The organism is Celeribacter sp. PS-C1, from assembly GCF_019429625.1.
Lineage (GTDB): Bacteria > Pseudomonadota > Alphaproteobacteria > Rhodobacterales > Rhodobacteraceae > Celeribacter.
Window position 1 is genome coordinate 255,603 of record NZ_JAHXRW010000003.1, and the last position, 16,312, is coordinate 271,914.

15 protein-coding genes are annotated in these 16,312 nt (G+C 60.0%); 6 read left to right on the forward strand and 9 right to left on the reverse strand.

The features are described 5' to 3' along the window. Nucleotides 1-21: 21 nt before the first annotated feature. The 3 genes from J5Y17_RS06090 to xylF all read right to left on the reverse strand — a co-directional run bounded on the left by J5Y17_RS06090 (nt 22) and on the right by xylF (nt 3,213). Nucleotides 22-789 carry an ATP-binding cassette domain-containing protein gene (locus tag J5Y17_RS06090; protein WP_219784337.1) on the reverse strand — a complete coding sequence of 256 codons (768 nt, stop codon included), beginning with the start codon at nt 787-789 and terminating at the stop codon, nt 22-24. Nucleotides 790-801: 12 nt separating this feature from the next. Next, a complete protein-coding gene (locus J5Y17_RS06095) occupies nt 802-2,109 on the reverse strand; it encodes a sugar ABC transporter permease (RefSeq protein ID WP_219784338.1) in 1,308 nt (435 codons plus the stop codon). A gap of 75 nt (nt 2,110-2,184) precedes the next feature. Next, the gene (gene xylF / locus J5Y17_RS06100) at nt 2,185-3,213 is read right to left on the reverse strand and encodes a D-xylose ABC transporter substrate-binding protein (protein ID WP_219784339.1); all 1,029 of its coding nucleotides are present in this window, start codon (nt 3,211-3,213) and stop codon (nt 2,185-2,187) included. 249 nt (nt 3,214-3,462) lie between these two features. On the opposite strand from xylF, the gene J5Y17_RS06105 reads away from it, so the two are divergent. Together J5Y17_RS06105 and J5Y17_RS06110 are read left to right on the forward strand one after the other, a co-directional pair. Continuing rightward, nucleotides 3,463-4,701, forward strand: a complete 1,239-nt coding sequence (locus tag J5Y17_RS06105) for an ROK family transcriptional regulator (RefSeq protein WP_219784340.1) — start codon at nt 3,463-3,465, stop codon at nt 4,699-4,701. Continuing rightward, nucleotides 4,698-6,212 carry a CRTAC1 family protein gene (locus J5Y17_RS06110; RefSeq protein ID WP_219784341.1) on the forward strand — a complete coding sequence of 505 codons (1,515 nt, stop codon included), beginning with the start codon at nt 4,698-4,700 and terminating at the stop codon, nt 6,210-6,212. The genes J5Y17_RS06105 and J5Y17_RS06110 overlap by 4 nt, the downstream gene beginning before the upstream one ends. Before the next feature lie 17 nt (nt 6,213-6,229). Here the strand turns inward: J5Y17_RS06110 and J5Y17_RS06115 are convergent, their stop codons facing one another. From J5Y17_RS06115 to J5Y17_RS06130, 4 genes are all read right to left on the reverse strand, one after another. Beyond that, nucleotides 6,230-7,567, reverse strand: a complete 1,338-nt coding sequence (locus J5Y17_RS06115) for a cytochrome-c peroxidase (RefSeq protein ID WP_255571906.1) — start codon at nt 7,565-7,567, stop codon at nt 6,230-6,232. Continuing rightward, nucleotides 7,548-8,381, reverse strand: coding sequence for a hypothetical protein (locus J5Y17_RS06120; protein ID WP_219784342.1), 834 nt, complete (start codon nt 8,379-8,381; stop codon nt 7,548-7,550). Before J5Y17_RS06120 ends, J5Y17_RS06115 begins: the two co-directional genes overlap by 20 nt. A gap of 76 nt (nt 8,382-8,457) precedes the next feature. Beyond that, the gene (mgrA, locus tag J5Y17_RS06125; RefSeq protein ID WP_219784343.1) at nt 8,458-9,501 is read right to left on the reverse strand and encodes an L-glyceraldehyde 3-phosphate reductase; all 1,044 of its coding nucleotides are present in this window, start codon (nt 9,499-9,501) and stop codon (nt 8,458-8,460) included. A 28-nt stretch (nt 9,502-9,529) separates the two neighbouring features. Then, a complete protein-coding gene (locus J5Y17_RS06130; RefSeq protein ID WP_219784344.1) occupies nt 9,530-10,216 on the reverse strand; it encodes a D-lyxose/D-mannose family sugar isomerase in 687 nt (228 codons plus the stop codon). Nucleotides 10,217-10,478: 262 nt separating this feature from the next. On the opposite strand from J5Y17_RS06130, the gene J5Y17_RS06135 reads away from it, so the two are divergent. Genes J5Y17_RS06135 through J5Y17_RS06145 form a run of 3 tightly spaced genes read left to right on the forward strand, consistent with a single transcriptional unit; the run spans nt 10,479 to nt 13,035 of the window. Next, on the forward strand, nt 10,479-11,003 hold the full coding sequence (locus tag J5Y17_RS06135) for a TRAP transporter small permease (protein ID WP_219784345.1): 525 nt from the start codon (nt 10,479-10,481) through the stop codon (nt 11,001-11,003). Beyond that, nucleotides 11,000-12,322, forward strand: coding sequence for a TRAP transporter large permease (locus J5Y17_RS06140; RefSeq protein WP_219784346.1), 1,323 nt, complete (start codon nt 11,000-11,002; stop codon nt 12,320-12,322). Before J5Y17_RS06135 ends, J5Y17_RS06140 begins: the two co-directional genes overlap by 4 nt. Further along, a complete protein-coding gene (locus tag J5Y17_RS06145) occupies nt 12,322-13,035 on the forward strand; it encodes a phosphotransferase (RefSeq protein ID WP_219784347.1) in 714 nt (237 codons plus the stop codon). The genes J5Y17_RS06140 and J5Y17_RS06145 overlap by 1 nt, the downstream gene beginning before the upstream one ends. On the opposite strand, the gene J5Y17_RS06150 is transcribed toward J5Y17_RS06145, so the two are convergent. After that, nucleotides 13,032-13,523 carry a MarR family winged helix-turn-helix transcriptional regulator gene (locus J5Y17_RS06150; protein ID WP_219784348.1) on the reverse strand — a complete coding sequence of 164 codons (492 nt, stop codon included), beginning with the start codon at nt 13,521-13,523 and terminating at the stop codon, nt 13,032-13,034. The two genes, J5Y17_RS06145 and J5Y17_RS06150, sit on opposite strands and share 4 nt — an antisense overlap. 81 nt (nt 13,524-13,604) lie before the next feature. On the opposite strand from J5Y17_RS06150, the gene J5Y17_RS06155 reads away from it, so the two are divergent. Further along, a complete protein-coding gene (locus J5Y17_RS06155; RefSeq protein WP_219784349.1) occupies nt 13,605-14,498 on the forward strand; it encodes a DMT family transporter in 894 nt (297 codons plus the stop codon). Nucleotides 14,499-14,534: 36 nt separating this feature from the next. Here the strand turns inward: J5Y17_RS06155 and J5Y17_RS06160 are convergent, their stop codons facing one another. Further along, nucleotides 14,535-16,301, reverse strand: a complete 1,767-nt coding sequence (locus J5Y17_RS06160) for a sulfate permease (protein WP_219784350.1) — start codon at nt 16,299-16,301, stop codon at nt 14,535-14,537. Nucleotides 16,302-16,312 lie beyond the last annotated feature (11 nt).

Genomic DNA, 16,312 nt, shown 5'->3' on the forward strand with positions numbered 1-16,312 from the left:
GTCCGGCTCAATCGGCGCGGTTCAATAAGCCTGCGGCGGCTTTTTCCCCATGATGATCATGCCGAGAATATCCTCGTCCGTGACCTCATTCACATTGACCGTCCCGACCTTTTGGCCGTTCTTCATCACCATCGCCCGGTCGCAAAGCCGCATCACATTGTGGATGTCATGCTCGATCAGGAAGATGCCGAGGCCCTGTGCCTTCAATTCCTCGATCAGCTCCGCGACCATCTGGGTCTCATGCGGCCCCAAGGCGGCGGTCGGCTCATCCATGATCAGGATTTTGGCGTTGAAATAGACCGCGCGGGCAATGGCGACTGACTGACGCTGACCGCCCGACAACGCGGAGACCGGCACTTTGAACTTTTGGAAGTTCGGATTGAGCCGCCCCATGATCTTGCGTGTCTCGGCCTCCATCGCGGGTTCATCGACAAAGCCCAGAGGCGTCACCAATTCTCGGCCCAGAAACAGGTTCGAGGCCGCATCCAAATTGTCCGCCAGTGCAAGCGTCTGGTAGATCGTTTCGACATTGTAGCGGCGCGCATCGCGGGTGTTGCGGATTTCGGCATGTTCGCCATTGATCACGATCTCTCCCGCGTCCTTTTGATATGCGCCGGAGAGGCATTTGATCAGGGTCGATTTGCCCGCGCCATTGTGACCCAAGAGCCCCACCACCTCGCCGGGGTACAAGTCGATGGACACATGATCCACCGCCTTGACGCCGCCGAAGGCGATGGAAATGTCTTTCAACTCCACAAGAGGTGTGCCGGTGTTCGGATTGCTGCTCATGATCGTCTCTCCTTACACCTTGATGCCAAGTTTCTTGCGATACTGAATGTCGATCCAGACCGCAAAGACCAGAACCGAACCCACGACGATGTTCTGAAGCGGGGCATCCACACCCACCATCGCCATGCCCGATTGCAGCGATTGCATGATCAGCGCGCCAAGAATGGCGCCATGAATGGTGCCGATCCCGCCGGACAAAGCCGTGCCGCCGATCACCGCCGCGGCGATCACGCGCAACTCATCCAGAGTGCCGATGTCATTGGCATGCGACGCCAGACGTGCCGAGGCTATCACCGCAGAGAGGCCACAGAGAAAGCCCATCAGCGCGAAAATCTTGACCGTCAGAAGTTTGGTGTTGATGCCGGACAGCTCCGCCGCATCCGGGTTGCCGCCGGTGGCGAAGATATATTTGCCGAGACGGGTCTTCTTGGCGACCATGGTCATCGCAATCGCCACGACAATCAGAACGATAACCGAAATCGGCAGACCGTAAGCCTCGGTATAGCCATCTGGCAGAACCTCGCCACGGGCTTCGAACAAACGGCGCAATTTGCCGCGCGGGATGTCGTAGGCATTGAGGGTCGCAACATAGCCAAGGATCACCGCGACGATCGTGCCGCCAACGGCAAATTCGGCCCAGAGTGGCTTGGTTGGAAAGCCGTGGTTTTTCTTGGCCTTTCGCGCAACGTAGAGCGCATAGATCGCCCCAGCCGCAGCCAGTGCACCAACAGCCCAGGAAAGCCCTACCCCCAAAGTGCCTTCTGCACCGCCGAGCACAAGGAACTTACTGTCCAAAGGCGCAATGGTCTGGCCGTCGGTGACATACCACCCAACATAGCGCCAGATCAGCAAGCCACCCAAAGTGACGATGAAAGCCGGAATACCCTGATAGCCGATAAGCCAGCCATTAAAGGCCCCGATGGCCGTGCCGACGGCCAGACAGGTCACAATCGCCAGAGGCGCGATCATCGGGTTGCCATACTCAAGACCGATGGCCTGCGGCAGCCAACGCGCCTGCATCATCGCGCCCATGGCGGAGGCAATGGCCAGAACGGCGCCGACAGAAAGATCGATGTGACGCGTGACGATCACGAACACCATGCCTGTCGCCATGATCGCGACAGAGACCGTCTGGACCGTCAGATTGAAGGTGTTGCGCGGCGTGATGAACCGCCCGTCGGTGAAAAAATTGAACGCAAGCGCGATGGCGATGAAAGCCCCCACCATCCCCATGAGCCGCATATCCAGTTCGAGCTGGGCAAACAGGCTCTTGCCGCTTTGGCCCGTCTCAAGATGCGTGTTGTCTGCCTGATCCGACATAAGTTTGCCCCTTATTTCATGAGCACGACCCGACATATGGCGCGGGTCGTGCGAAAAATCCGATAAAGGATCAGATCAGTTGCACGGTGACGGACCGTCGGTGACACCCTGACACAGCGCGTCCTTGGTGATCCAACCGGCATCCACAACCACGTCGAGATTGTCGGCGGTGATTGGAATGGGACCGAGGAATTTCGCATCCATCTCCTGACCACCCGGCGTGGTGAATTTCACCGTGCCGTCCACGTCGGAGGCCATCCCACCGCCTGCGAGTTGCAGAGCGATTTCGGCGGCATTTTTGCCCAGTTCGCGGGAGTCTTTCCACACAGACACGGTTTGGGTGCCAAGCGCGATACGGTTCAGCGCGGCGTGGTCGCCATCCTGACCGGAGACCGGAATGCCCGCCATGCCTTGCGCCGCGAGAGCCGCGACAGCGCCACCGGCAGTGCCGTCGTTGGAGGCGACAACCGCGTCCACCTTGTTGTCATTGGCGGTCAGGATCGACTCCATGTTGCGCTGCGCATTGGCCGGAAGCCAGCCGTCGGTATAAGCCTCGCCCACGATGGTGATGTCGCCCGCGTCAATCGCAGCTTGCAGCACCTCTTGCTGACCACCGCGCAGGAAGTCGGCGTTCGGGTCGGTCGGCGAGCCCTTGATCATCACATAATTGCCGCTCGGCTGGGCCTCGAACACGGCTCTGGCCTGAAGGCGGCCGACCTCGACGTTGTCAAAAGTCAGATAGAAGGCGCGCGGGTCCTCGATCAAACGGTCGTAGGCGATCACCGGGATCTCTTCGTCCGCGGCCATTTGCACCGCCGGGATCACGGCCTGCGTGTCCTGCGCCAGAACGATGAGCGCATCGACACCCTGTGCGATCAGGCTTTCAATATCGGAAAGCTGTTTTGCTGAAGACGACTGCGCGTCCGCCGAGACATAGGTGGCGCCAGCCGCGTCGAGAGCGGCCTTGATCGCGCCCTCGTCCGTCTTCCAACGCTCTTCCTGAAAATTGGACCAGCTGACGCCGACCGTGAGACCTTCGGCCATGGCCGACGTCGTGAAACCGGCCGCCACGATTGTGGCCGCCATCAACATGGATTTACGCATGAATATCCTCCCAAATCTCCACGCCCGTGCCGCTTCTCCTCCTCAAGAGCTGCGCACGGCGGGGCCGACTCATCGTCGGCTGTCCAAATCATGCCATATTTATTTTGGCTGTCAAAAAAATAATCTCGCCTTTGCTCAAATATTGAGTGTAAATGAATCGTAAAACGACGTTAGCATACATCACAACCCGAATATCTTATGCTGCAGAGCGGCATTTAATTAGGCTGATGAACTATAAAGGCAGTCGCCATGCCAGACACGGAACTGACAGCAAAAGACTTGGATGGCTGCGGCCCGCTGCTGCCCGAACAGGACAGCCAGGCGAAATCCAACCGACGCCAAGTGTTCGAGGCGGTTCGCGCCAGCGGCACGATCGCGCGTGTCGAATTGGCCCGACAGCTCGCACTGTCCCCCGCCACCGTAACCCAGATCACCACGGAACTGATCGAGGCGGGACTGATACAGGAAAGCGAATTGCCCCGTGAGGGCGACAGTCAGCGCGGACGCCCGCCCGTTGGTTTGCGGGTGCAGGAGACAGCTGCGACAGTCGTCGGGATCAAAATCTCCGACCGCTCGAACTCCGCTGTGGTGCTCGACATGGCGGGCAACCTTTTGGGGTCAGCCACCCTTCCCGCGCCCCCCACCGCGCGCAGCACCGAAGAGGTGCTGAAGGAGGCCGAAGCCATCATTGCCGCAGCGCTCAAGGATGCAGGACCAGAGGTAAAACCGGTCGCCATCGCGCTGGGCCTGCCGGGGATGGTCGACTTCATCACGGGCCGCGTGCTTTGGTGTCCGTTCATGGAAGCGGCGGATGTGCCGCTGCGCGATCTGTTACAGAACAGGCTTCACCTGCCGGTTCGGATCGACAATGACGCCAACCTTCTGGCGCTGGCCGAACTGTGGTTCGGTGAGGGGCGCGCGCTGGACAACTTTGCCGTGGTATCCATCGAACACGGGTTGGGCATGGGGCTGGTGATCCGAAACCAACTGCACCGCGGCGGCATGGGGCACGGGATGGAGCTGGGCCACACCAAAGTGCAACTCGACGGCGCACTCTGTCGCTGTGGCCAGCGCGGCTGTCTTGAAGCCTATGTGGCCGACTATGCTTTGGTGCGCGAAGCCCACACCGCACTGAATCTCGGGCATCAAAGCACCAGCGCCGATGTGATGTTGGAAACGCTTTACGCACAGGCCAAAGAGGGCAATGCGCTTGCCCGGACCATATTTGCCCGCGCCGGGCGCTATTTGGCCGTGGGGCTCGCCAATGTGGTGACGCTCTATGATCCCGCCCTGATCCTTTTGTCCGGCGACCGCTTGCGCTACGATTATCTCTATGCCGAGGATGTGTTGAGCGAGACCCGCGCCCTGACACATCGCCCCGGACGCCCGCCCACGCCGGTGGAAATCCATGCTTGGGGCGATCTCGTCTGGGCGCGCGGCGCGGGGGCCTTGGCGCTTGATTTTGCAACGGAGATGCGTGTGGGATGAGCTGGCCGATTGCCATATCTGTTTTAATAACCTTCGCGCCCGCGCCGCTTTTGGCGCAATCCATGCCGCAATTCCAAAACCGTTCCGATGCCCTGCCCGCGCATGTCTATGGCGGAGGCTGGGAACATTTTGTCGGCGGCGGGTTGGCGGTTTTTGACTGCAACGGCGATGGGATGCCGGAGATTTTCGCCGCGGGTGGCGAGGCCCCCGCGAGCCTCATGCTGAACCGATCTTTACTCGGTGGCGATCTGAGCTTTGCCCCCGGAGAGATCATGGAGATCACCGGGGTCACCGGCGCCTATCCTTTGGACATCGACAGCAATGGCGTGACCGATCTGGCGGTGCTGCGCGTGGGCGAAAACCTCTTGCTGCGGGGCGTGGGCGATTGCGCCTTTGAACGCGCGAACGAGGACTGGCGGTTTGATGGCGGCGACCGCTGGACCACGGCGTTTGCAGCCGGATGGGAAGGACGAGCACCTCGCCCGACACTCTTTTTCGGAAACTACGTCGACCGCGACAATCCGGACGGGCCGTTTGAGGCCTGTGACGTCAATGAATTGCATCGACCCGTTGCAGGCGGCTACGAGAAAAACGTGCTGTCGCCGGGGTTCTGCACGCTCTCCGCGCTGATCTCGAAAGGCGCGCGTGGGACACAGAGCCTGCGGCTGTCGAACGACAGGCATTACTATGTCAAAGGCGGCTACGAGCAGCTCTACGACCTGCAAAAGAACCGGTTTCTGGATGATCAGGACGGCTGGGACAGGGTATCCCTCTGGGGCATGGGGATCGCCGAGCGCGACATTGACGGCGACCGGGTTCCAGATGTGATGTTGACCTCCATGGGCGATCAGCTTTTGCAGCTTGGCCAAGATGATGGCCGCTACAAACCCGCACCTTATGAGATCGGCACATATGCGCATCGGCCGCATCTGGGTGGCGATGGGCGGCCTTCGACAGGCTGGTCTGCGGATTGGGGAGATGTCGACAATGACGCCCGCGCCGATCTGTTCATCGCCAAGGGCAATGTCGAACAAATGCCCAACAACGCCGCCCATGACCCGAACAACCTGCTACAGCAAAAACCTGACGGCACATTTCGGGAGGTCTCGATTGCGGCGGGTGTCGCCTCTATGGAGAAATCACGCGGGGGCCATCTGGTCGATCTGAACGGCGATGGGCGGCTCGATCTTGTGGTTGTGAACCGGCAAAGCGCGATGGAGCTTTATCAGAATGTCACGCCCAATGTGGGCCAATATCTGGCCGTCAGCCTGCGCCAGCCGGGGCTGAATCCACAGGCCGTGGGCGCCACGGTCGAGATTCTGACCAATCGCGGCTTGCAGCGTCAGGACGTGACAATCGGCGGCAGCCATGCCTCAGGCAAGTCGGTGCCTTTGCATTTCGGACTGGCGGATGCGGAGGTGGCGAAGGTCAAGGTGACTTGGCCCGATGGCGAAGAGACCGACTGGGTCGAGATCACGCAGTTTGACCGATGGGTCGAACTGGTGCGCTAAACTTACTTTTCATGAGCCTATTTTTCAAATGCCAGACCTGAGGGCACGGCCTCGGGGATGCCCAAACGGTGCGGATCATCTTCGAGGGCCGTCAAAAACGCCATGAGCGCGTCGATGTCTTCGCTCGGAAGGATTTGATCCTCGACTTCAATGGCCGCCGAAATCGCTGCGCGGTCTTCGGCAGTGTTCATCACGATCCAGTCGTCCTCCAACCCCGGCACCTCCGGCAGCGTCGCATGGAAGGCCTCGTAATGGGTGAGACTGTCGGCGGGCGCGAGATGGGCCACGACAAAAGAGCGCAGATCACTATAAGCCCCGGCGTGACCATAGGGTGCGCTCAGGGTGACATTGCGCAGGCTCGGCGTGCGGAAGGCGTAAAGATCCTCGACCCGTCCGGTCACCCGGTAGCGGCCTTCGTCGCGATTTCCGCGCTCGAAATCGAGCGTCTTACCAGGGCCGAACTGCGGCTGTCCCATGGCGTGAAAATCGTGATCGGTCTGAAACTTACCACTGTGGCACGTTGCACATCCGGCCTCGCCGTAAAACAGAGCCATGCCCTTTTGTGCAGCCTCATTCAGCGCCGCTTCATCACCGCGCAGATACTGGTCGAACGCGCTGTCGTCAGACCGGAATTCAAAAGCCATGAAAGCCGCGATGGCGTTGGAAATATCTGCAAAATGGACCGAGCGACCAAAGGCAATCTCTGGATAGACCTGTTCGAACCGGGACTGATACTCAGGGATGGCGGCGACCTTGGCCGCGATCATGTCCCAAGCGCCGCCTTCGCCCGAAAACCGGCCTTGGCGAATGGCTTTGGATAGAGGGTTCTCACTCACCTGCCCGCCCATTTCATCGGGTGAGAGCACAGGAAAAGCGGCTTGGGTTGCCAAGACACCGGACACACGGGCAAAGAACGCGTCCTCGATCGGGACACGAAGCTGACCATCGGCCATCTCAACCCGACCGTCATGAAACATCACCGTATATTCACGCGCACCGAGGTTGTAGAGCACCGGCGCATTTCGGGGGATGCGATCCTCTGGCATGTTGTTTGGGTCGGACACGCGCTTATCCCCCAAGCCTACGCCACCTTCGCCCATCCCCAAAGACAAAGCATCAGAGGTGCCGAGACGCGGATGATGACAGGTCGAACAGGAAATATTGTCATTGCCAGACAGGATCGGATCGAAAAACAAAAGCTGACCGAGTTCCGCCTCTGCCGGTTTCACCGGCCCGTAATCCGCCTCCGTAATCGGATCGGGCAGCTTCGCGCGATCAAACCCCGCCGCCTCCGCCATCGCGGGACTGGCGAAACAGAGGCTCAAGAGGATCAGATTACGGCGCATATTCGACATAGGCGAAGGCCTGACCATCCGGCGACCATGAGGGCGAATTGATCGTGCCCTGCCCACCTTTGAATTGCGCCAAGGTCCGCGTCGGACGCCCCTCGCCCTGCCAAAGCCGCAGCGCCACATGCATCCCCGCCGGATGCCCCACCGTACCCTCGGGATAGGCAAGATAAACCACCTTTTCGCCGTCCGGAGAGGGATGCGGGAACCAGTTGACCAAAGCGTCCTCGGTCATGCGCTCCAAACCGGAGCCATCCGGGCGCACGCGCCACAGTTCAGATGCACCCGTCCGGTCGGAGTTGAACCAAATCCATTTGCCGTCTGCGGAGAAATCCGGCCCATCGTAATGATGCGCCCCCGCGATCACGCAGGTCTCATGCCCGCCGTCCGCATGCGCCGTGTAGATGCCGAACAGCCCCTCACGCACCGCCGTGTAACAAATCGTGCCACCATCAGGCGAAATGCCATGAAACCACGACGGCTCTTTGCGACTGACCTCGACCGGATCGTCATCGGAACCGAGGTCTTGCCGCCAAATCCGCGCCGCCCCGCCATAGGAATGGTCGGTAAAATAGAGCGTTTCGCCATCGGGCGACAGGCCGTGATCGTTGTTCAGGTTGATGCACAACCCGGTGTCGATCTCCAGCAATTCCGGCTGATCGAGATCGACCCAAAACAGGCTTCCATCGCCGTTCACAACCATGGCCGAGCCATCCGGCACCCAATTGGGCGCGGCGATTTCCATGCTGGTTTCAAGGACCGGGAACGCCGCATCTTCCTCGAAATCGTAAATCATCAAACGCGAGACCCAGCCCGACATTTCACCCCTCCCGGCACATGTTTCTCCAAGGCTACACCTTGGCATGCGCCCCGACAATGACTTGTATCACAGATGCTTAGGCCTTCTCGCCCCGCCCCTCCGACGAGAGCGCCCAAAGATTGATCCGCTCCTCATCGGCGTGGGCGTCGATGGCCGCCAGTTCCTCCGCCGAAAAGCTCAGATTGTCGAGGGCGCCCACGCAATCCACGACTTGCGACGGCTTCGACGCCCCAATCAGCGCGGAGGTAATCCCCCCCTCGCGCAACACCCAAGCAATTGCCATCTGAGCCAAGGTCTGGCCCCGCGCTTGGGCCATCTCGTTGAGCGCATTGAGACTTTGGATCGCATGCTCCGACAGCAGCGTCGGATCGAGCGATTTGTGCTGCGTGGCGCGCGAGCCTTCGGGAATACCTTTGAGATACTTGTTCGTCAGCATCCCCTGCGCCAGCGGCGTAAAGGCGATAGAGCCTACGCCCAATTCTTTGAGCGTATCTTTCAACCCGTCGCGCTCCACCCAGCGGTTCAACATATTGTAAGAAGGCTGATGGATCAGACAGGGGGTTCCGAGCTCTTTCAGGATCGCCACTGCCTGGCGCGTGCGCTCGGCGTTATAGGACGAAATGCCGACGTAGAGCGCCTTGCCCTGACGCACGATCGCGTCGAGCGCGCCCATCGTTTCCTCCAATGGCGTGTCGGGGTCGAAGCGGTGGGAATAGAAGATGTCGACATAATCGACGCCCATACGTTTCAGAGACTGATCGCAGGAGGCCATAAGATATTTGCGCGATCCCCATTCGCCATAGGGCCCCGGCCACATGTCATAGCCCGCCTTGCTCGAGATGATCATCTCATCCCGATAGCCTTTGAAATCGCTCTTTAAAATCTCGCCGAAGGCTTCTTCGGCGCTGCCCGGAGGCGGGCCGTAATTGTTCGCAAGATCGAAATGCGTGATGCCCAGATCGAAGGCCGTATGCAGGATATCGCGCTTCACCTGATGCGGCGTGTCATGACCGAAATTGTGCCACAGGCCCAGTGAAATCGCCGGGAGTTTCAACCCCGACCGTCCGCAGCGAGTGTAGATCATCTTCTCATAGCGCGTCTCCGCGGGCACATAGGTCATGTCATCCTCCCTCACACAGCCCAGATCTTCAAAGCCAGTCGTCGTAATCGCTCACCAAAAGGTGCAGCGGGGCCTCATCCTCTTCGATCTTCGAGAACCGCCCAATGGGCTCGCGAAAGATATTGTCGGTGCGGTCGTCGTTCACATTCGACACCTCACCGATCAGCACCTTGCCGCTCTCGCCCCAAAACGCATGCCAATGCCAAGGCTCCAGAGTGACGCTTTCGCCGGGCGCCAGCGCCAGATGTTCACCGGGCTTCAAAACCCGCAATTGACCATCCGTCACCACCTCGACCGGCGCAACGTCGTCAAGCCCGCCATCTTCGGCCCGTGTCCAAAGTTCCAACACCAAAGTCCCGCCACCGCGATTGATAATGTCCTCGGTCTTTTTAAGGTGATGATGCATCGGACTGATCTGATTTTCCTCTGAAATCAGAAGCTTTTCGGCATAGAGCGGCCCCATACCGCGTGCGACATTGGCGGCATTGCCGTTGCGAAGCGTAAAGAGAAACAGCCCGAGGTTGTCATAATCCCCCTGCCCGTAATCGGTGATATCCCAACCCATCATATGGTCCCGGATCATCGCACCGCCGCCCACGACATGGGCCTTCAGCGTCTCGGGCGCAAGATAGGCAAAGGGCGGCATGACGAAGCCGAAAGACCGCATGAACGCGTCGGACTCGCGGATGATCTCATTGACGGTGGAGCGTTTCATTTAGGGGCCTCCGTAGCAGGGCGAACAGTAGCGTCGCGGTGTCAGGATCTTCTCTGCAGTTGTAGAACGCAGGGTTCAGAATGATATTTCCATCTTGCCCGAAAAAGCCCCGGACCGCAGCACCTGATCTCGACAGAAACAAATTTTAACCAGCCAGTCAAACCTCTTTCAAAGCGTTTTGAGAGGCATGCCGAAAGGTGTTTTGAGGTTGACCGACAGGGCGCAGCCGCTAAACCCGACACAGGTTTTGAGGGCAGGTCATATGTATTACAGCGTGTCGAAGCGGATCGGCCAGTTGGCTGAGGTCACAGCGCTTCTGGGCGGCATCGGATTGTTCGCGGTGATCGCAATCACCTGCGTCTCTGTCGCGGGTCGGGCGCTGGATGGTTTGGGCTTGGGCCCCGTGCCGGGCGACATCGAACTTGTGGAGCTGGGCATCGGGTTTGCCGTCTTCTCCACGCTGCCCTACGCGCAGTTTTTCCGCGCGCACGCCCGTGTTGATCTGTTCAAACCGGCCTTTGGAGCGCGACCAAACCGCGTGCTTGATCTGATCGGGGAACTGTTGATGTGTGCGCTCACGCTGGGGCTGAGTTGGCGGCTCTGGCTTGGCATGCTTGACAAGGCCGCCTATCACGAGACCACCTTTATCCTGCAAATTCCGCTGGTCTGGGGCTACCGCGCCGCCATGGCGGTGATGATCGTTGCCTGCATTGTCGCCCTGTTTTGCGTCTTGCGTGCGGCCCGTGAACTCATGGTGCCGGACACATCTGCAGAGGCCCAATCATGAGCCGTATCGAAATCGGCCTCTGGTCCTTCCCCGTCCTTCTGCTGCTGCTGTTTCTGCGCATTCCGATCGGGGTCTCCATGGCCGTGGTCGGCTTTGGCGGCGCGTATCTCTTGAACGGCAACTCGATCATGATGCTGAGCCAGCTCAAGCATCTGACCTATGGCGAGTTCTCCTCCTATTCCTTTTCGATCATCCCGCTGTTTCTCCTGATGGGCCATTTCGCCACGCTGGGCGGCATGTCGACGGGACTGTTCAAAGCCGCCGAGACCTGGCTTGGCCACCGTAAGGGCGGCGTGGCCATGGCAGCCGTGGGGGCCTGCGCTGGGTTTGGCGCGATTTGCGGATCGTCGCTGGCGACGGCTGCGACCATGGGCAAAACCGCGCTCCCTGAGTTGAAGCGCTACGGTTACTCGGGCCGCCTCGCCACCGCCTCCCTCGCGGCGGGCGGCACGTTGGGCATCCTGATCCCGCCCTCGCTGATCCTCGTGGTCTATGCCATGCTGGCCGAAGAAAACATCGCCAAGCTTTTCCTCGCCGCCTTCGTTCCCGGTATCTTGGCCGCTATAGGCTATATGATCTGTATTTCGATCTATGTCCGCCTGCGCCCCGATTGTTGTAGCTCCCGCGCGCCAGCAAGCTGGGCGGAGCGGTTCACGGCGCTCTTCAACGTCTGGCCAGTGATCGCGATTTTCGGCTCTGTCGTGGGCGGGATTTACCTCGGCATTTTCACCCCGACCGAAGGCGCCGCCGTGGGCGCGGCGGGCACCGGCCTCGTGGCGCTTTTGTCCGGCAGCCTCACCTGGCGTGGCGTGGCAGAAGCGATTTTCGAGACTGCCGCCTCGACCGGCATGATCTACCTGATCCTTTTGGGCGCCAAGATGTTCAACAATTTTCTGGCGCTCTCCGGCCTGCCCATGGCCGCCGCCGGTTGGGCCGAGGGGCTGACGCTCTCGCCCTGGCTGATCCTCATCGCGGTACTGTTGATGTATCTCGCTTTCGGTTGCGTGATGGACAGCCTCTCGATGATTTTCCTCACCATCCCGATCCTCTATCCGATCATGGCGGGGCTGGATTTCGGCCTCACAGCCGGCGAGTTCGGCCTCTGGTTCGGGGTCATTGTTTTGATCGTCGTCGAGGTCGGGTTGATCACGCCCCCCGTCGGAATGAATCTTTTCATCATCAATGCTTTGGACCCCGACGTTCCGATCTCGGAAACCTTCAAAGGCACGCTGCCATTCGTCCTCACCGATCTGATCCGCGTGGCGATCCTTGTGGCCTTCCCGGTGCTCACCCTCGGTCTCGTGCGGCTGGTCTACTGATGCTGCCGCCCATTCATCTTTGGGGTATTTCCGCCCCTCTCGAACCGCTTGGCGACGGCCATCGCAATACGGTCTTTCGCACCTCCGAACTGGCGCAGGATCTGGTGTTCAAATCCACCCGCCGTTCAGAGGCGCAGCTTAAGTGGCTGGCTCCTGTCCATGATGCCGCCGAAGCGGCCGGCTTTACTGTGACCCGTCTGATCGCAGCAAAGAACGGGCGAATGGCAGCGCAGGGCTGGACCTGCGAACCTTTTATCGAAGGTCGCCCATTTCAGCCCGAGGACCTGCCGCAGATCGCCGACCAGATCGATGCCTTTCATCGCCATGCCGCTGGCATAGCACAAAGACCCGACTTTTGCTCATCCTCCGATCTTCTTACGGAAACCTCTGGCGGCGATGTCGATCTTTGCGCCCTGCCCGCCGACCTGATCGCGCTGTGCCGCAAAGCTTGGGGTGCCCTCAAGGGTGAGATCGACGTCATTCATGGCGACCTAACCGCAGGCAATCTGATCCATACGGAGGCCGGTCCGGCGTTGATCGATTGGGACGAAGCGCGGGTGGATTATCTGTCTTTTGACACCCTGCGCACTCGGCCTGCCTCAGCATCAGCCTCCGAGAAATCCGCAGCATTGGCGTGGGAAGTGGCTAGCAGTTGGACGCTTGAACCAGAGCACGCCGCCCTCGTCGAACGCGTGTTGAGAACCCGCATTTAAAGCCGATCGAGCCAGTTGGCGAGCAGGCCATCAATCTGCGCGAACTCCTCGGGGCTCAGCATCTCCGTCAGGCGCTTCTGTGTCGCGACGTGATCCTCAACCGCTCGTTCGATTACCTCGAACCCGGCATCGGTCAGCGCCACAATCGCGCGGCGGGCGTCGTCTTTGTCGCTGCGCCGGACCACCAGCCCTTGTGCTTCAAGCCGGTTGATCCGGTTGGTTACCGTGCCCGAGGTGATCATCATTTGCGCCATCAAATCGCCCGCAGTCAGCGCATAGGGATCGCCCGACCGGCGCAGCGTTGCCAAGAGATCGAAACTCGCCGTATTGAGGCCGTGGCGGGCAAAGGTCGCCTCCATCTCTGCGGTGAGCGCCCGGACGAGACGGCCCATACGCCCGATCAGCGCCATGGGCTCTGTGTCGAGGTCCGGTCGTTCGCGGACCCATTGCGCACGAATTTCGTCGGGAGTGAGCTTTCGGTTTTCCATCTTCTAGATGTCTCAAAAATTTATCTTGACGTCAAGACATCTCACAATATCTTGACGTCAAGATAAATGGAGAAACCAACTATGCCCCGAACGACATCCCGCACAACGGACCTCATCCTGACGGCTCTCGCCCCTGCCATATGGGGCTCGAGCTACCTCGTCACCACGCGTTTTCTGCCCGAAGGCATCCCCGTCACCATCGCGCTGTTGCGCGCGCTACCCGCCGGAATTTTGCTTTTGGTGATCCTGCGACAACTGCCGCCTCTCACTTGGGTGCCGAAACTTCTGCTGCTCGGCGCACTGAATTTCACCCTGTTCTGGATCTGCCTCTTCGTCGCCGCCTATCGCCTGCCCGGCGGGGTCGCAGCGACCTTAGGCGCGACACAGATGCTGATCATTCTGGGGCTTTCCAGAGTGCTCCTTCGCACTCCGATACGCCCACTTGCGGTGCTCGCCGGACTGATCGGCGTTGCGGGCGTGGGCGCGCTGGTGCTCTCCCCCACGGCGCAGCTTGATGGCTTTGGCCTTCTGGCCGCCTTCGGAGGCGCGGTCTCCATGGCGCTTGGCACCGTCTTGAGCCGCAAATGGACGCCCCCCGTGCCGCCCCTGACCTTCACGGCGTGGCAGTTGGTGGCGGGCGGGCTGTTGCTTGTACCGCTGGCGATCTGGCTTGACCCGCCGACGCCTACTTTCACCGCGACGAACATGGCGGGCATCGCCTATCTCGGGCTGATCGGCGGGGCTTTGACCTATTATTTCTTCTTCCGTGGCATTACGCGCCTCGGTCCAGCGACAGTCGCGCCTCTGGGCTTTCTGAGCCCGGTGACGGCGGTGGCTTTGGGGCTCATCTTTGCCGGCGAAAGCCTGTCGCTTCTGCAAAGCCTCGGCATGGCGCTGGTATTCTTCGCGGTTTGGCTGGGTCAATATGCGCAATCGCGCCCTGTGATCGTGGCCAAGGTGCAGCCTGCCGAATGAAAAATCGCCCTCCCGATTTGGGAGGGCGTTCTCTCTTTAGGCCGCGTCGCTAGCAGGCGTCGGAGACGTCACATCACCTAAAGCCTTCATCGCCGCGAATTGGCTCAGGAAAACCTGCCCCGTCAGATCATGCAGGAAATGCGATTTCTGCAAACGATCCATCACCGGGCCTTTGACCTCCGAGAGATGCAGCTGAATGCCGCCGTCCGCCAGACGCTGGTTAATCTCTTCGAGCGCCTCCAAGGCCGAGGTGTCGATCTCGTTGACCGCAGGACACATCAGCACGATATGTTTGAGCGCTTCATCGCCAGCAACCCGGTCGAGGATATAGTCCTCAAGGAACCGCGCATTGGCAAAGTACAGGCTCTCATCGACCCGGATCGTCACCACCTCAGGGGTCGTCAACACGTCATGCCGGTTGATGTTGCGGAAATGCTCGGTGCCCGGAACAAGGCCGACTTCTGCAATATGCGGTTTCGAGGTCTTATAGAGATGCAGCGCGATCGACAGGATCACCCCCGCAGACACACCCACCTCTACACCTGAGACCAGTGTCAGAACGATGGTTGCCATCACGGCGGTGAAATCGGCTTTCGAGTAGTCCCAAGTGGTCTTTAGGATTTTGAAATCCACCAGCGAGAGCACGGCGACAATGATGGTCGCGGCCAATGTGGCCTGCGGCAAGAAGTAAATCAGCGGGGTCAAAAACAGCGCAGCGATGGCGAGGCCGACGGCGGTGAAGGCGCCAGCGGCAGGCGTCTCGGCGCCCGCATCAAAGTTCACGACAGAGCGCGAGAACCCGCCCGTGACCGGAAAACCACCGGTGAACGCCGCGCCGAGGTTGGCGGCACCCAGACCGATCAATTCCTGATCCGGGTCGACGCGCTGACGTTTCTTGGCGGCCAAGGTTTGGGCGACCGAGATGGATTCCACGAAACCGATGATCGAAATCAAAAGCGCGGGGACGAAAAGTTGTTTAAGCAGCGCTAGAGAGCTGATCGGCCAAGTGAATGGCGGCAGGCTTTGCGGCACTTGGCCAACGATGCGCACGCCATGTTCATCGAGGCGGAAGACGCCGACCACAAGCGTGGTGACGAAGACCGCTGCGACAGGACCCGCTTTGGTCGCCACGTCTGCGAGGCGCGGACCGAGGCCGAGTTTCTTCAACAGAGGCTTCAAGCCCTTGCGCACCCAGAAGAGAAAGGCGGTGGCCAGCACCCCAATCACCAAGGTGATGAAGTTCATCTCGGACAGATGGGTCCAGAGGCTCTCCAGAAGATGCAAGAGCGTATGCCCGCCCGCGCTGACGCCCAATATGTGTTTGAGTTGCGAGGCGGCGATCAGGATGCCCGAGGCAGTGATGAAGCCAGCGATGACCGGGTGGGACAGGAAATTCGCCAGAAAGCCCAGTCGGAACACCCCCAACGTCACCAACATCGCCCCCGACATAAAGGCCAGCGTTATGGCGGCGGTGGCATAGCCCGCCGTGCCTTGGTCGGCCACCTGCCCAACAGCGGCGGCGGTCATCAGAGAGACCACGGCGACCGGACCGACGGCCAAAGCGCGTGAGGTGCCGAACACCGTGTAGAGCATGATCGGCACGATGGAGGCATAAAGCCCCGCCTCGGGCGGCAAGCCCGCCAAGAGCGCATAGGCCAAGGATTGCGGGATCAGCATGATGGTCACGATGATCGCCGCGACGCCGTCATTGGCGAAGGCGTTGGCGTTGTATTTCGAACCCCAGTCGAGGATGGGGAGGTAGCGCTTTAAGAGGCGCGGATCGAACGACAGTTTTGACGACACGGGCGAGTGTC